The sequence below is a fragment of the Streptomyces sp. NPDC021080 genome, assembly GCF_044333225.1.
Lineage (GTDB): Bacteria > Actinomycetota > Actinomycetes > Streptomycetales > Streptomycetaceae > Streptomyces.
The window spans coordinates 317,920-334,336 of sequence record NZ_JBIRQM010000005.1 but is presented as its reverse complement, the minus strand read 5'-3'; the positions used below and the strand labels follow the sequence as shown (position 1 = coordinate 334,336).

Below are 16,417 nucleotides of genomic sequence, written 5' to 3'. Positions count from 1 at the left end.
AGGGCATCAGGCCGCCGTTGACCGGCGGCGGTTCGACGTACGGGAATACGGGGGCTTTTCGTGACGGCTTGGGACATCTCTCCCTCGGGGGTGAAGGGCGTCCTCACCAACACCGCCACCGCGGCCGAGGGGCTGTCGAACACCGGTAAGGCACTGGAGAAGACCGTGCCGAGCGCGGCGAGTTCGGCGGGCACCATCGAACAGGGCGGCGTGGAGAAGAGCGGGACCCAGGGGCCGGTGGCGGCGGCGCTGGGTGAGTTCTTCGACGCGTATCAGAAGGACCTGATGTACGTGGCGGAACGTACCTCGAACTCGATCAACGGGGCGGCCACGGCCACCAACCACTACATCACGGGCGACCTGGAGATGGCCGCGCAGGCCCAGCAGGAGGCACTCAAGGAGCCCCGGATCGACCTGCCCGGGGCGGGCGGGAAGCAGGGGGCGAAGTGAGCTCGGATCTGATAGATCCGTCCGGGATCCCCCAGTTCACCGGCGACGTGGAGCAGTTGGGCCTGGACGCGGTGGTCCTGGGCGCCGAGGCGTCCGTCTTCCGGGTGTCCGGGGCGAACGTGCACTCCACGTTCCAGGGGCTGTCGGCGTTCTACGCGGCGCCCGAGGCGGACCAGTTGTTCGCCACCACCGCTCCCGTGGCCACCAAGTCGGACGCGTTCGCGGACGACCTGGAGAAGGTGGGCGCCGCTCTGAGCGCCTACCAGGACGAGATCCGGCCGCTGGTGACCAAGCTCAAGAGCCTCCAGGAGCGGGCCACCGCCTTCCGGGCGGACATCTCGGGCGACGACCACTGGCGCGAGGACGACGACAACGTCTCCCTCAACAACGATCTGGTGCACGACGTCAGCACCACCACGGCAGCGTTCTGGCAGGCCGAGATCACCTGCCACAACAAGATCACCGCCCTGGTCGGCGGCTCCACGCTGATCATGGAGGACGGCGCCGCCAAGCGGTTGCTGCACCGGGACCAGTCCCTGTACGGCTTCACGGCGGATGTCCTCGACCAGTCCGAGGACCTGCCCTGGGGCAAGACGGTCGAGAAGGAGCGCCACGGACTGGACTGGCTCGGCCATCAGGCCTGGGAGTTCGGCAAGGGCTTCGTCGTCGACGGCGTGTGGGGCACCGTCAAGGGACTGGGCACGCTGGTCGGTTTCGACGGACTGGACGCCATGGGCCAGGCCTGGGACGGGCTGGGCAAGCTGGCCACGGGCCTCGCCATCAGCACCACGCCGCTCGCGACCGCCTATTGGATGGCTCCCGACGACGTACTCCCCTCCTATCTACGGGACTCCCGCAACGCCGTGAAGGAGACGGGCAAGGCACTGGTCGCCTACGACGAGTGGGGCAAGAACCCGGCCCGCGCCTCCGGCGCCGTCACCTTCAACGTCCTCACCGCCATCTTCACCGACGGCGCGGGAGCCGCCGCCAAGGGCGGCGCCGCGGCCCGTACCCTCTCCGTCCTCGGCAAGGCCGGCAGGCTCGTCGACCCGATCACCTACATCGGCAAGGCCGCCAAGTTCGGCACCGTGAAGGTCGCCGACCTCTTCACCAGCCTCAAGAACGTCCACACCGGCGCGTACACCGACGTCATCACCGGCGCGGGCAAGGTCCAGCCCGACGGCAGCATCCTCAAGACCGCCGAGAACGTTCCGGTCGTGGTCGGACATCACATCGAATGGCCGGACGGCACCCGTCTCAACCTCGACGACGGTTCCGTCGTCAAGGCGGACGGCACCAAGGCCGCGGCCCACGTCGAACTGTCGGCCGCCGACCGGGCCATGCTCGAGAACAACCTCGCCCACCGCGAGCCGAGCCTCGTCGGGGCCGGGGACAACGCGACCGCGCACGCCGGCGAGGCCACGCACACAGGCGGCCACACCGGCGGGACCACCCACACCGGCGACCACACGACGGCACCCCAGCACGGGGGACACGCGACCGGCGGCGACCACGGATCCGGTGGCGCCGGCGGTGACGGCGGCCACGTTCCCGCACAGCACGGGGGCTCCGGGTCCGGCACGGGCGGAGGGCACGACGGGCAGGCGCCGCACGGTCACGAGCCGCCGCCCAGCCCGAAGGAGATCACACAGCGCCAGGTGGAGCGCGCCAACAACGATCCCGGCTGGTTCAAGAAGCACTTCCGCTCCAACGGCTACCGGCGCATCTCCAAGGCCGACGGCGGCTACGGGCAGCGGCTGCCGCAACTGGTCCCCGACCCCTACCACCCGGGCAAGTGGATCGCGTCCAGCGACCTGCCACCGGCGATCGCGGAGAAGTACCTGCACTCCAAGCCCATCCTCGGGCACAGGTCGGCGGCGGGCGCCGACGCCCTGAAGCACCTCGACGAACAGGCCGCCAAGCGTGACAACGCCATCGCGGCGGACACAGCCGCGGAGGACCGGCTGAAGGCCGCGGAGAAGGCGTACGCGGCCCACCCCACGCAGGACCTGGCCGACGCCATGGAGCGCGCGGATGCGGCACATTCGCCTCTGCACGGCGACATGAGCCGCCAGAGCGAGATGTTCGGCGAGAACGTCGCCGAACACCACGCGATACCCGAGCACTACCCCGGCGCCGAGCGTCTTGACGACGGAGCACTCGGGAACAACCGGTTCGACCAGGTCTACAAGACCAAGGACGGACGCTATGTGGTCGTCGAGGCGAAGGGGTCCGAGAGGGCGAGCCTCGGCGTCCGCAAGGGACGCAGCGGACAGCTGGTCACGCAGGGGACCAAGGAGTACTTCCAGACCATCTTGAAGGAGATGGACAAGAGAGCGGTCCGGAAGAGCGACCCAGCCGAAGCAGCGCTGGCCGAGGAGCTCGACACGGCCCTCACGAGGGGCAAGGTCGACTACATCCTGGTCAAGGCGCAGTCCGACGGCCCTAAGTACGCTGGGTACCAGATGAAGCAGTTCGACATCTCATGAGGAAGCGGTCAATGCCGACGACAATCTCCAGGCCTCCGTTCGAGGCGCACCCGGACCCGGTGTGGCACCTGCAATGGGCCGATGGCCGTGCCCTCAAGCGCATCGACGACCTGGAGGAGTACCCGGACGGCTTCGACACGGCCTTCAGCAGCGCCCAGAGCACCGCCCAGCTCCACTGCCTCTACGACCCCACCGCGAACAAGAGCGAGACCTGGGAGGCCTGGGTGGCCGCCATGCAGGTCGGCTCCGCCCTCTTCGCCTCGGCCACCGCGCCCGAAGGGACGACGGTCGAGTGCATGATCGCGCACAAGAGGCGGACGATCCCCGCCTGCGGGGTGAAGCACTTCGCGAACGCCGGGACGTGGCTGGAGGCCTTCTGGCTGGCGGTCATCTGCCGCGACCAGGCCCGGATGACCCAACTCTGCAATGTGCCCCTCGAGTTGCTGCGCGCCTCGGGCGCGGTGTTCGAGGATTACATCTACGACTGGGTGGACGCGCTCCAGACGTACTGGCTGGAGCGCCCCGGCCTCGGTGAGAAGCTCGTCGCCGCGTTCGACGGGACCGACCCCGACACCCTCCGGTTCGTCGACCGCGACATGATGCTCAAGGTCCTGTATCCGCCGCTCAACCTCTTCTACCGGTTCATCGACCAGGACCCGGACAAGTTCAACCAGGCACTGGTGCAGGCGGTCGAGCTGCACAAGGCCTACTGGACGGCGCAGGAGGACGACGGGAGCCTCACCGGCGACGTCGCGCTCGCCCCCCTGGCCATCGCCTGTCTCGCCTTCGACGCCGGACGCCCCGTCGAGGTGGAGTCCGAGTACCTCCCCGAGAACCTTCTCGACCGCAGCTGGCTCGGCGAGTTCGAGACGTGACATGACGGCACAGGACTACGACAGCCAACTGCTGGAGTCGGTTTCGGTACGACGCCGACGGCTCAGGGACGCCCTGCTGTTCGGGACACAGCGGCAGCGGCGATCGGTGGACGAACGGCTGGGGAAGGTGTTCGCCGGAGTCGTGATCGCGGCCGTGTTGTGCGCCGGGTGTGTCGGGTGGTCGTTCGTGTCGCACCGGGTGATCGGGAAGAGCCCGTACGGGAGTTCGGTGCAGCCCTCGCCGGGAGCCTCGGTGCAGCCTTCTTCGCCCTCCGTACCCTCTTCTTCTCGATGATAGGTTCGAACGCGTGATATCTGCGGGGGCCACGAGTCGTACGACGACCGGTGGGCGTACGGCGTTGAGCCGGGTCACGCTGGTCGGGGAGCGGCGGCGGGTCGACCTCGTGCTGCCGTCCCAGGAGCCGGTCGGGCTGCTGCTGCCGGAAGTCATGCGGTTGTTGGACGACCGGGTGGCGGGCACCCCCGAGCTGCGGCATCTCCTGACCGCGGGCGGTTCCGCGCTCGCGCACGACAGCACGCTGGAGTCGGCCGGTGTCCCGGACGGCGCGGTGCTGCGGCTGGTACGGGCGGAGGACGCGCCCTCGGCGCCCATGGTGCACGACGTCACCGACGAGGTGGCCGGGGATCTCGATGTACGCGCCTGGCGGTGGCGGCCGGCCTCACGGCGGATCGTGGCGGGGCTCGCGAGCGTCGGATGGGCGGCGGCCGGCGGGCTCTTCGCCCGGGACGCGTACGCGCACGCGGTCGTCGGCGGGGTGCTGCTCGCCCTCGCCGCGGTGTCGGCACTCGCCGGCGCCCTGCTCGGGCGCGCCGGGCGGCACGGTCTGGCCACCACCCTGATCGCCGTCAACGGCGTGCTGGGCGTGCTCGGCGCGTGGACGCTGGCCGACGCGCACTCCTGGCCGGGCACGACGCGGCTGACGGCCACGGCCGTGGCCGTCGTCGTGACGCTCCTCCTGCTCGGCCGGTTCACGCCTTTGGGACGCGGCGGGCTGGTCGGTGCCGCGGCCGTGACCGGATGCACCCTGTGCTGGCAGGCCGCCGCGGCGCTGCAGTCGGGTGCGGGGACCGCGGCCGGACAGGCCCGCGCCGGGGCGCTCGTCGTGGTCGTCTCGGTGGTGGTACTGGGCGTGCTGCCGCGGCTGGCCCTGATGGCCTCGGGGCTGTCCGGTCTCGACGACCGGCGGTCGAGCGGTGTCTCGGTGAGCAGGTACCAGGTGTCCGCGGCCCTCGCCGCCACACACCGGGGGCTGGCACTCGCCACGATCACGATGGCCGTGTCGGCGGCCGTGGCCGGCGTGCTCGCGCTGCGGTCCCCGTCGGTGTGGACGGTGCTGCTCGCCGCCGTCACGGCCGTGGTGCTCGCGATGCGGGCACGCGCCTTTCCGCTGGTCGCCGAGGTCGTGGCACTCCTCGCGACCGGAGCCGTGCTCGCCGTGCGGCTGATCTCGGTGTGGCTGGAGCGGTCCACCGCGACGGGGCCGCTGGCGGTCCTCGCCGCGCTGGCGGTGCTGCCGTTGGCGGTACTCGCGGTGCAGCCGGCCGAGCACGTGCGCGTACGGCTGCGGCGCGCCGGTGACGCGATCGAGTCCGTCGGTGTGATCGCCCTGTTCCCGCTGCTCCTCGGGGTGTTCGGCGTGTACGGGCGACTGCTCGACACCTTCGTCTAGGGGGCGGACATGGCACAGGAAGGAGACTGGCAGCGGGACGTGCTGAGCGAGTTGGGGCAGCCCGACGGCCCGGTCCGCCGGACGGAGCCGCGGCCACCGCTCGTACCCCCCGCTCCACCCGCCGGTCCGCGTCCCGGCCGTGCCGACGTGGCATCGGGGCAGCACCCGGATCTCCCGGCCCGGCCCCCGGGCCCCGCCCCCGAGCCGCGGCCCGCGGTGCGCGCTCCGCAGGACCCTCGTGTCCCCCTGCCCACCCCGGAATCCGTCCCCACCATCGACCCGCGCCTCGCCCACGCCCTGGGCCGCCCCCAGCACGGGGACTCCATGACGCGGCGCACGGGCCGCTCGCTGCGCAAGCTCACCGCGTCGGCGGCCCAGAGGGTGGCCGAACAGACATGGATCGCGGAGGAGTTGCAGCAGCCGGTCACCACGGGACGAGTGATCGCGGTGACATCGATCCGGGGCGGAGTGGGCAAGTCGACCGTCTCCGCCCTGCTGGGCCGGACCTTCAACCACTACCGGCACGATCCGGTACTCACGCTGGAGGCCGATACCGCCCTCGGCACCCTCCCCGTGCGGATGGGCGCCGAGTCGGTGCGCTGGTCCTGCGCCGATCTGGCACGGATCCTCACTCCCTCGATGCAACTCAACGAGGTCACCGGCTACTTGGCACCGGTGGCCGGCGGGGGCTGGCTGCTGCCCGCGAGCCGGGGACGCGTCGGCGCCCCGCTGGACGTACGCACCTACCGCACGGTCACGCTGGCACTGCGGCGCTATTTCGCGGTGACGGTGGTGGACTGCGAATGCCTGCCCGGTGACGTGGCGCGTACGGCCATGGACACCGCCCACGCCCGGGTGGTCGTGGCTCCGACGACCGCCGAAGGCGTGAACGGCACTCGTCTGGTCCTGGACTGGCTGGCCCAGCTGCCGCACTCGGCCCTGACCTCGACCGTGGTCGCCCTCACCGCCAACTCACCCGACCTGATCCTCGACGCGAAGGCAGCCGCCGCGCATCTGCGGGAGACGGGAGTCACCGTCGTACCGCTCCCCTACGACCGTCATCTGGCCGGAGGCGGCCCCATCCTCACCGACATGCTCGGCGAGGCCACCCGCGACGCCGCGGTCCGGCTCGCCGCGGAGGCGATGCGGCGTGCGGTGAGGGTGCGATGACCGCACACCAGGCTTCAGGACCCGTACGAGAAAGGGTCCGTCCGTGACCCAGCGCCTCATCCACCGGCCCGCGCGCTCCACCCGGCCCCTCGCCCCCGCCCGGCCGCGCACGATCGAACCGCCGCCCAACCTGCCGGAGGGCAGGACGGGCAACGCGGCGACCGCGCTGCTGCCCATGGCCGGAGTCATCAGCTCCGTCGTGATGATGACCATCATCCGCAACAGCCAGTTCGCCGCCCTCGGCGCGCTCGTGCTGGTCTTCGCGCTCCTGGGCGCGGTCGCGCTGTTCCTGTCCCAGCGGGGCAAGGCCCAGCGCACCCGCCGCACCCAGCGCGAACGGTATCTGGACTACCTCGAGGAGCTCCGCGAGGAGTTCGGCACGGGCGAGCGGGAGCTGCGCCGCCGGTCCCGGGTCCTCGACCCTCCCCCGGAGGCCCTGTACGACCTCGCCCGCGATCCGGCGCGGTTGTGGGAACGGCGCCGCCAGGACACGGACTTCCTTCGGGTGAGGGTGGGTACCGGGGACGTACCGGTACAGGATCTGGTGGTCGGGGAGAACAGTACGGGCGGGGCACTGACCCCGCCGGACCCGTTCATGCTCAACGAGGCCCGTGCACTGCGGAACCGGTTCGCCACGGCGACGGACTTCCCGCTCACCGTGCCGCTGGACCGGGCCGGCGACGTCAGCGTCGTCGGGGACCGTGAGGGCGTGCTGCGGGTCGCCCGCGCGCTGCTGATCCAGACCGCCGTCACGCACGCCCCGGACGACGTCGCCGTCGCGCTCGGCGTACCCGGTGAGCGTCTGGCCGAGTGGGAGTGGGCCAAATGGCTGCCCCACGTACTCGATCCGTCAGAGCGCGACGGTCCGGTCGCCGCCCGCCGGATCACCCCCGACCTCGTCCAGTTGGCGGCACTGTGCCGCCGGGATCTGCGGCAGCGTGCCTCGTACGCGGCGGAGGTGCGGCTCGGACTGTCGGACCGGGACTCGCTGCGGCTGGCCGGCCGACTGCTGGTCGTCAGCGACGAGTACGGGGAGACGGCGGCCGAACTGCCCCGCCCGGACGCGGCCGTCGACCTGCCGGACATGGGCGTCACCGTGCTGCACCTGCTGGAACGGCAGGTGCACGAGCCGGATCGGGTGACGATCCGCATCACCGTCGACGGCGACCGGATCGCCGTCGAGGACCTGCGTTCGGCAGCCGTCGCCCACGGGACGTCGGACGCGGTCAGCGCCCCGGGCGCCGAAGGGATCGCGCGTCTGCTGACGCCGCTGAGACTGTCGGCGGAGTCCGCGGCCGAGGGAACCCCCGTCTCCGGACCGGTGGACTTCCCCGGCCTGCTGGGCATCGAGGACCCGGCCGCCCTGGACATGCCCCGGCTGTGGGCGCCGCGCGGCGAGCGCGATTTCCTGCGCGTGCCCATCGGCTTGACGGACAGTCACGGGCCGGTGCTGCTGGACCTGAAGGAGTCCTCCGAACTCGGCATGGGCCCGCACGGGCTCTGCGTGGGCGCGACCGGCTCCGGCAAGAGCGAACTGCTGCGCACCCTCGTCCTCGCGCTCACCGCCACCCACTCCCCCGAGGACCTGTCCCTCGTCCTGGTCGACTACAAGGGCGGCGCCACCTTCGCCCCGTTCACCGAACTCCCGCACGTTGCCGGCGTGATCACCAACCTGGAGAACCAGGCCGGACTCGTCGAACGCGTCCACAGCAGCCTCGCCGGTGAGGTCAAGCGCCGCCAGCAGGTCCTCAAGGACGCCGGCAACGTCGCCGACATCGGCCACTACGCCGCCCTGCGCGCCACCGGGCGCCCCGACCTCGAAGCGCTGCCGCACCTGTTCGTCGTCATCGACGAGTTCGGCGAACTGATCACCGCCAAGCCGGACTTCATCGATCTGTTCCTGTCGATCGGCCGCATCGGCCGCTCGATCGGCGTCCATCTGCTGCTGTCCAGCCAGCGCATCGAGGGCGGCAAACTCAAGGGTCTGGACACGTACCTGTCGTACAGGCTGGGTCTGCGCACCTTCTCCGCCGACGAGTCGCGCACCGTCCTGGACACCACCGACGCCTTCCACCTGCCGCCGCTGCCGGGCTTCGGCTATCTGAAGGTCGACACCTCCACGTACGAACGGTTCAAGGCGGGGTACGTCTCCGGCGCCCACCGCGGCCCGGCGCTCCTGGAGGACGAGGGCGACGAGCCGCTCGCCCGGCTCTACCCCGCCTTCAACGCGCTCGACGGATCCCAGGCGGCCGCCGCGGAGGAACCCACGGCGGCCAAGAGGGAGACCGGGCCGAGCGTGATGTCGGTCATGGTCGGCCAACTCGCCACCGCCGCACCGCCGGTGCGGAGAATCTGGCTTCCGCCGCTGCCCTCCGCCATCACACTGGACGCCGCCGCGGGGCCGGTACAGGTGTCGGAGCGCGGGCTGCACCTCGCCGGACGGGCGGCGGCGATGCAGGCTCCCCTGGGCATCCTCGACGATCCGGCCAGTCAGTGGCAGGGCCGGTGGCTGCTGGACCTGACGGTCGCGGGCGGTCACGCGGCGGTCATCGGCGGCCCGCAGTCGGGCAAGACCACCCTCCTGCGCACCCTCGCACTGTCGCTGGCCACGACCCACACCCCGTACGACGTCGCCGTCTACGGCCTCGACCTGGTCGGCGGCGGCCTGTCGGCGCTGGCCGGTCTGCCGCACGTCGGCGGTATCGCCGGGCGCGCCGACCACGAACGGGCCGCCCGGACCGTCGCCGAGGTCCGCACCATGCTCAACGAGCGTGAGGAGATCTTCCGCACGCACGGCATCGACTCCGTCGACCAGCTGCGCCACCTGCGCGGCAAGGGACGACTGTCCGAGCTCGGCTCCACCGACATCGTGCTCCTCATCGACGGATTCGGCGCGCTGCGCGACGAGTTCGCCGCGCTCGACGACGCCGTGGCCGACCTTCTCAAGCGCGGCGGGGGCTACGGCATCCACGTCGTCGCCGGGATGCTGCGCTGGAACGACGTCCGTATCGCCACCCAGTCCCTCTTCGGCACCCGCGTCGAACTCCGGCTCAACGACCCGGCCGACTCCTCCATCGACCGCAAACTGTCCCAGACGCTTTCCCCCGACACCCCGGGCCGCGTCCTGACCGACGGCAGGCTGTTCGCCCAGGTCGCGCTGCCCCGTGTCGACTCGTCTCCGTCCACGGGCGGCCTCGGCCCGGCGCTGGAAGAGGCCGCGCGAACGATCCACGCCACCTGGCACGGTGAACTCGCCTCTCCTGTACGGGTGTTGCCGACCCGACTGCGCGCGGCACAGCTGCCGTCCCTGGCCGCCGAGCCCCGGCGCGTGCCGCTCGGCGTCGACCAGGACGCCCTGGCCCCCGCCCTGCTGGACCTCTTCGGGAGCGACCAGCACCTGCTGGTCCTGGGCGACAACGAGTGCGGAAAGACCAACCTGCTGAAACTGATAACCCGCCAACTCGTCGACCGATACGGCGACGACGAACTGGTCTTCGGCGTCTTCGACCCACGCCGCGGTCTGCGCGGCGTGGTCCCGGAGCCGTACCGCGGCGGCTACGCCCACAACGCGAAGCTGGCCGCCGCCCTGGCCACCGGCATCGCGGCCGAGCTGGAGAAACGCCTGCCGGAGACCGCGGACCCGGACGCGGCCGATACGGAGCCCTCGTTCACCGGACCGCGGATCGTGATCCTGGTCGACGACTACGACGTCCTCACGACCGCCGGCCTGCAACCCCTCGCCCCCTTCCTGCCGTACGTCTCCTCCGCCCAGGACATCGGCCTCCACTTCGTCATCGCCCGCCGCACCGCCGGGTCCTCCCGTGCCCTGTACGAACCCCTGCTGACCACCCTGCGCGAGACCGGCACCACCGCCCTCCTCATGACCGGCGACCGCACCGAGGGCCAGCTCTTCCCCGGCCTGTACGCCTCCGCTCAACCGCCCGGCCGCGGCACCCTCGTCCGCCGGGGCCGCCACCACCAGCTCATCCAGACCGCGCTGACCGACGAAGAGGCCGAGCAGTCATGACCAAGGACGTCATCGCCCTCACCCCGAAGATGCCCGACACCTGGGCCCTGCTGGCCGGGTTGTACGCGGGCGGCCCCGGGGTGGACATCGCGACGGCGGCCGACGGCGCGGTCGTCCAGCTCTGCGGGCCCGGCGGACGCCCCCTCGTGTCCGTCGAGGCGCCGGTTCTCGTACAGGTGCCCGGCGAGGCCCTCCGGCTCCTCGGCAGCGATGCCCCCGTGCCCTTCTGGTGGACCGAGGCCCGTGCCTCCACCGCCGTTCCCGAGGCCGAGCGCCTTGCCGGTTCCGTGTGTGGGCGCCTCAGCTCGTTGCTGGGCGGAACCACCTGGCCACCCGGCACGGCCACCACCGAGGTCGTCGACGTCTCCGCCGTTCCCGCACCGGCCGACGGACAGCCCGCCGTGGACGTACTGACCGACAGCACGGCCGTCGTCCTGATCGACCGGCCCGTGGTCGCCCTGACCTCATGGCTCTCGGCCGTCCTGCGCGCGACGTCCTCGGCGGGCCGCGCCCTGCAGATCGTCACCCCGCCCCACGTGCGGCTGAGCCTGCCCGCCCACACCACACTCGCCCGGATCCCCAACCGCTGGGTCGTCCAGGACCCGGACTGCGGCTACTACGACGGTCTGTCCGGTGCCGTACTGCGCTGGCAGAACGGCACCTTCGCGCCCGCCCTCACCACGGACGGCAGACCGACCGTGGCCGAGGCGTTCGCCGACGTGTCGCCGTCCACCGAACAGCAGGTCGTCGTGGCGCTGCGCACCGTGCGTCCCGCGGACGAGCACCTGGTTCTCGGCCGCGCACTCGAAACGGTCTGGAAGACCCTGACCGGGGCTCCCCCCGCGGGCTGGGGCACGGCAGAGCCTGTCGGCCTGCCCTGGTCACCGCGCCAGTTGACCGGCCTCGCCCGCGACCGGGCTCCGGAGCCCACGCAGGTGATCGCCGTCGGCCACCCCGACCGCCCGGCGATCGCCACGATGCGCGTGATCCGCACGGCGGCGGGCGTGGAGGAGGACGTCAGACTCACCCTCGGCTACCGCGCGGACGAGACCCCACCGCTCGCGGCCGTCGAGGCGCTCGCCGAGACACTGGTCACCGACCACGGCCTGGCCACGATGCTCACCTCGCTGCGCCGGGCCCGCCGCGACCTCACCACGCCCCCACGCCTCGAAGCGCCGCCCGTCCCCCACTCCCTCACCCTGGGGCCCGACGACGTCGCCGGCATCGGTCTCACGCACGCCCGCCGGCCCCCCGTCGACGTCCGGCCCACCCAACTCGGCCCTGGGGCCAGGCCCGCGCTCCACTACCCCCTCGGCGACGGCACCGACCCCCGCGGCCGGGAGGCCCTCAACCGGATCACCCGGCATCTGGAACAGGTCTCATGACGCACCGTCAGGCGCCTCGCTCGATCTGCGTGAGGATGGCCTCGTCGGTGATCTCGCTGTCGGCCGCGAGCAGCAGCGCCTTGCTGAGGATCAGCGACAGCCGGTCGTCCTCGAACGGCAGGAAGACCTTGCCGTTCCCCGGGCTCCGTGCCGGGACGATGCACAGGTAGCTGTCGTCCGGTTCCATCAGGATGTTGGCCGACCCCAGATGGATCTTGTACGTGCGCAGATCGCCGCGGACGATCAGGAAGCGGCCGTCGAGCGTGCACCGGTCGGCGACTCCCAGGCGGGGCAGGATCCGCTCCAGGACGTCGCGGCGCGCCTCGGCGCTCTCGGTCAGTTCGGCGAAGGAGGCCCGCTCCCAGTAGGCGCGCCGGGGGCCGGCGTCGGTCCAGTCGGGGTCGGTGGCGATCGAGCTCACGCCGACGAAGAGGTCCACGTCCCGCATCGCCTCGCTGAACACCAGGGGCGGCACGTCCGCGAGCGGCGCCTCCTGCCAGGCGCCCGCCACCCGGCGGTCGAAGCGCACCTGATCGGTCGAGGCCAGTTCGCCGTCGCCGGACCGGTCGGCCCAGGTGTGGAAGAAGCGGACCCGCCACTCCCCGGCCGCCAGGGTGCGCTCGGCCTCGTCGGCGTCCCCGCCGTCCCAGGGGCCGAGCAGGTCGCTCTTCCATCCACGGGCCCTGAACAGGGCGAACATCGTGCGGTAGTGGACGAGGTGCGCGGCGAAGCGGTTGGAGTGGACGCGGGTCCGCTCCTCGGCGGGGGTGAGGAGGTAGATCTCGCGGAAGGCCTGTTTGAACGGCTGCCGGATCCTCCGTTCGAGGAGGAGATCCCGCCAGGCCCGCACGGTGTCCGGCTCGGAGCGGATGGGGTGCCAGAGCCGTACCGAGGCGTCGTCGGGCGCATCGGGGAGGCCTTCGTCCGTTTCGGGCAGTACGGCCCGCCACGCGCCGGGGGCGACCTCGATCTCCCAGATCAGCCGACGTACGAGGGTCCGGGCGAGGGGGTGCCCGGCCAACTCGGTGCGCCACCGGCCGTAGGGATGGACGGCGTCGACGGTGAAGCCGCCCTCCAGCGCGCGTACGAGGGTGCGGAGGTGGGCGTTCACCCGTTTCACCAGGTCGCGCAGTTCCTTGACCAGGTCGGCGTGATCGCGGCGGACCGGCGCCGGGACACCGCGCAGCGGACTGCCCTCCTTCTCCCAGGTCAACGTGGCGGTGTCGGTGACCGTGACGACGGCCCGATAGCCCCCGGCCGGTCGGCGCAGGACGCCGCCCGCGGCGGAGTCGCCGACGGGTTCGGTGTCGAAATCCAGCCGCGGCAGCCGTAGCGCCACCTCGGTGCGCTCGGCCAGGGCCGTGTCGGCCTTCTTGAGCATCCTGTCGAGTTGTCTGGGCACCCCGGCGTGCCGGACGGTCCGGCGCACGGTGCGGATCGCGGACACCGACTCGGGCGTCGGGAAGTCCTGCGCGGCGCGCACCACCTCGTACAACAGGGCTTGCGACGGAAGTGTCCTCGCCGTCGTCGGGGCGAGGGCGACGCCGGGCAGCAGTCGCTCGAACAGCTCCGGCAGCCAGGGCTCGTCGCGCAGCAACGCCACCCGCAGGGCCTGTCCGAGCGTGGTGATCTCGCGCTCGGTGAACGCCTTGTCCGCCCGGTAGGGGATCTCGCCCGCCCGGATCGCGTCGGTGCGGTCGGCTGCCGCGTCCAGCGCGCGACGGGCGAACGCCACGTAGGCGGGAATGTCGGCCAACGCGTGCCATGCGTGCGCAGGCGTCGAGAGGAATCTGTGGTCCCGGGTGATCGCGGACAGCAACGCCCGTCCGGCCGGGCCGAGACCGGCGACGACGGCGGTCTCGTCCGCCAGGATGGGGCCCACATCGCGGGACAGTCGCTCCACGGCCGCGCGCAGCGTCCCCTCGCCGGCGAGCCCCGCGACCGCGAGCAGCGCGTACGGCTGACGCACGGTGTCCTTCTCCAGCCACAACCCGACCAGGGCGCGGGCCGGTCCGGACAGGTCGGGCAGCGGCCCCGTACATCGCTCCAGCGTGTCCAGGCCTCTGTTGAGGTCCACCCAGCCATGCTCCGCGCATTTTTCGGCGAGTGCCTCGAACATCCGGCGGCACGCGTCGGGCGTATAGCGCGGCGGCCGTTTCTCGGCCGCGCGCTCGACCGCGAAGCGGGCCGTCGCCATCGGACGCGGGGCCGAGATGCCCACCCGATAGGCCGTCACGAGCAGGCTGCCGAGCTCCTCGTCGGAGACCTGCGCCAGATCCGGGTACCCGTCCCACTCGTCGAGTGCGAAGTCCGGATCGGTCAGCGCGCGCATGAGCCGGGCTGTGAGGTCCATCGGGCTTCCCCTCTCATCGAGCGTCGGGAAAGCCCTGGCGTCGTCGGCTCCGGCCACCGAAGCGTCGTCGAACATGGCGAGATGATGGCAGAGGGGTCTGACAACGCGATCAGCCCGATGACACCGTCCGGTTCACATGCCGTGCTCGTCCATCAGGCGCAGCAGGTTCCGCTCGCGTTTCCGGGCGGCGCGCAGGGCCGTGACGTATGCGGCGAACTCGTCCTCCGTGCCCGGGCGGCGGTGGCAGTCGCGGATGTTCAGCAGCAGGGCGACGAACTGCCCGTAGACCGTGTTGCCGGTCTGCGTGGTCAGTGGCTCGGCCAGGCGCAGGTAGACGCCGAGCGCGTCGGCCGGACGGCCGGCACGTGCCTGGTCGGCGAGGGCGGTGTCGACGGCGGAGAGGTCCCGGGATTCCCGGATGCCGCGTTCCGCCCAGTGCAGGGCCTCGTCGCAGCGCCGGGCGGTGTCCAGTTCGCGGGCGATGATCAGGTGCGTGTGGCCGTTCGGCGCGAGGTCGGCCGCGTGGACGGCGATCACCGTGTCGACATCGCCTCCCGCCTTGGCCACGCGCTCCATCAGGTGCTTCTCCGCCCAGCCGCGACGATTGCCGCGCCACGCCTCGACGGCCGACTGGCGCAGGGCTGCCGTTCCCTCTTCACCGAGGGCATCCTCGTAATCGATCGGGTCGATGTCCGTCAGGCCGTCGTCGACGTCACCGAGCACATGGCCGACCAGCCGGCGCGCGAGCTCTTCGGGGTCGGGGGGTGCCGCCCGGCACGCTTCGAGGTGGGCGTCGGCGAGGTCCGCGCCGGTCTGCCCGAGCCGGCCGTCCGAGTCGTCGACGCTCCCCACGGCCTCGGCCGACAGCCGCACCGCCTCCTGTGCCAGGGTGATCGCGTCGGCGGCCCGGCCTGAACCGATCAGTGTCCTGATCGCGGAGACCGCCTGTCCGGCCTGGTCCGCATAGGCGCGGGCATCGGCGTACTCGACGTGGCCGTACTGCGCGAAGGGGCCGATGTCGAGCAGATCGCGGATGCGGGCCCGGACGGCGGCAAGGTCCCCGTGCACGCTCGCGGCCCGCAGTTCCAGGCGCCGCCGCAACTGCCGGTCCTTCTCGATCTGTTCCCGCAGCACGGCGAGCAACTCGTCCTTGGACAGGGCGGACAGCCATCCGTCGAGACCCCGCGCGCGCTCCCGGGCCGCCTTCCGCTGCCCCGGCAGGCTCTCCCGCCGGGCGAGCATGCTCAGGCCGAGGGCGACCAGGTGCTTGCAGGAGTTGCCCTCCAGGCCGAACGGGCAGTCGCACCCGCCGCCCAGTCCTCCGGGACCGTCCAGGGTCGGTTCCACCTCGTACCGTTCGGTGCCGTGAACGGTCGCGGTGACCCAGCCGTCACCGACCTCGACTCCGGACACCGCGTCGAGGTACCCGAGGCCGCGTTCGAAGGAACGGGCACCGGCCGGCTGCTTGAGGCTCGCCTCGGTCAGACCGCGGATCGTTCCCCCGCCCGGCTGCGGTCATGCGGTCGATGCCCCCCTCGGCCCGTGGGCCGGGGGGACGCTCTCCGTGGTCAGCCCTCGTCCGGCGTCAGCCGCAGCGAGATGCTGTTGATGCAGTACCGCTGGTCCGTCGGCGTCGGATAGCCCTCGCCGTCGAAGACGTGGCCGAGGTGCGAACCGCAGCGGGCGCAGCGCACCTCCGTGCGCACCATGCCGTGCGACCGGTCCTGGATCAGCTCGACGGCGTCGGAGTCCTTCGGGTCGTAGAAGGACGGCCAGCCGCAGTGCGACTCGAACTTCTCCGTGGAGGTGAAGAGTTCGGCGCCGCAGGCGCGGCAGGAGTAGACGCCCTTCGCCTTGGTGTCGGTGTACTCGCCGGTGAAGGCGGGCTCGGTGCCCGCCTTGCGCAGCACCGTGTACTCGGCCGGGGTCAGCTCCGCGCGCCACTGCTCGTCCGGCTTTTCGATGTCGTACGACATG

At 71.8% G+C, this 16,417-nt stretch carries 11 protein-coding genes; 8 read left to right on the top strand and 3 right to left on the bottom strand.

Annotation, left to right across the window (positions count from 1 at the left end):
- Positions 1-60: 60 nt before the first annotated feature.
- From ACH4S8_RS14670 to ACH4S8_RS14635, 8 genes are read left to right on the top strand one after another with little or no spacing between them, the layout of a single operon-like run.
- Positions 61-450: a DUF6507 family protein gene (locus ACH4S8_RS14670; protein WP_398393676.1), complete on the top strand. Its 390-nt coding sequence runs from the start codon at positions 61-63 to the stop codon at positions 448-450.
- A complete protein-coding gene (locus ACH4S8_RS14665) occupies positions 447-2,939 on the top strand; it encodes a hypothetical protein (protein ID WP_398393674.1) in 2,493 nt (830 codons plus the stop codon). The genes ACH4S8_RS14670 and ACH4S8_RS14665 overlap by 4 nt, the downstream gene beginning before the upstream one ends.
- Positions 2,940-2,950: 11 nt before the next feature.
- Complete coding sequence (locus ACH4S8_RS14660; RefSeq protein ID WP_398393672.1) at positions 2,951-3,814, top strand: immunity 49 family protein; 864 nt, start codon at positions 2,951-2,953, stop codon at positions 3,812-3,814.
- 1 nt (position 3,815) lies between these two features.
- A complete protein-coding gene (locus tag ACH4S8_RS14655; protein ID WP_398393670.1) occupies positions 3,816-4,109 on the top strand; it encodes a hypothetical protein in 294 nt (97 codons plus the stop codon).
- A 13-nt stretch (positions 4,110-4,122) separates the two neighbouring features.
- The gene (gene eccD / locus ACH4S8_RS14650; RefSeq protein ID WP_398393668.1) at positions 4,123-5,505 is read left to right on the top strand and encodes a type VII secretion integral membrane protein EccD; all 1,383 of its coding nucleotides are present in this window, start codon (positions 4,123-4,125) and stop codon (positions 5,503-5,505) included.
- Positions 5,506-5,514: 9 nt separating this feature from the next.
- A complete protein-coding gene (locus ACH4S8_RS14645; protein WP_398393666.1) occupies positions 5,515-6,675 on the top strand; it encodes a hypothetical protein in 1,161 nt (386 codons plus the stop codon).
- Between the two features lie 43 nt (positions 6,676-6,718).
- Positions 6,719-10,702, top strand: coding sequence for a type VII secretion protein EccCa (eccCa, locus tag ACH4S8_RS14640; RefSeq protein WP_398393664.1), 3,984 nt, complete (start codon positions 6,719-6,721; stop codon positions 10,700-10,702).
- Positions 10,699-12,087: a DUF6177 family protein gene (locus tag ACH4S8_RS14635; protein WP_398393662.1), complete on the top strand. Its 1,389-nt coding sequence runs from the start codon at positions 10,699-10,701 to the stop codon at positions 12,085-12,087. The genes eccCa and ACH4S8_RS14635 overlap by 4 nt, the downstream gene beginning before the upstream one ends.
- A gap of 7 nt (positions 12,088-12,094) precedes the next feature.
- Here ACH4S8_RS14635 and ACH4S8_RS14630 read toward each other — a convergent pair whose 3' ends face one another.
- From ACH4S8_RS14630 to msrB, 3 genes are all read right to left on the bottom strand, one after another.
- On the bottom strand, positions 12,095-14,515 hold the full coding sequence (locus ACH4S8_RS14630) for a DUF4132 domain-containing protein (protein ID WP_398393660.1): 2,421 nt from the start codon (positions 14,513-14,515) through the stop codon (positions 12,095-12,097).
- Positions 14,516-14,572: 57 nt separating this feature from the next.
- The gene (locus tag ACH4S8_RS14625; RefSeq protein ID WP_398394108.1) at positions 14,573-15,934 is read right to left on the bottom strand and encodes an SWIM zinc finger domain-containing protein; all 1,362 of its coding nucleotides are present in this window, start codon (positions 15,932-15,934) and stop codon (positions 14,573-14,575) included.
- A 74-nt stretch (positions 15,935-16,008) separates the two neighbouring features.
- Positions 16,009-16,416: a peptide-methionine (R)-S-oxide reductase MsrB gene (msrB, locus tag ACH4S8_RS14620; protein WP_398393658.1), complete on the bottom strand. Its 408-nt coding sequence runs from the start codon at positions 16,414-16,416 to the stop codon at positions 16,009-16,011.
- Position 16,417 lies beyond the last annotated feature (1 nt).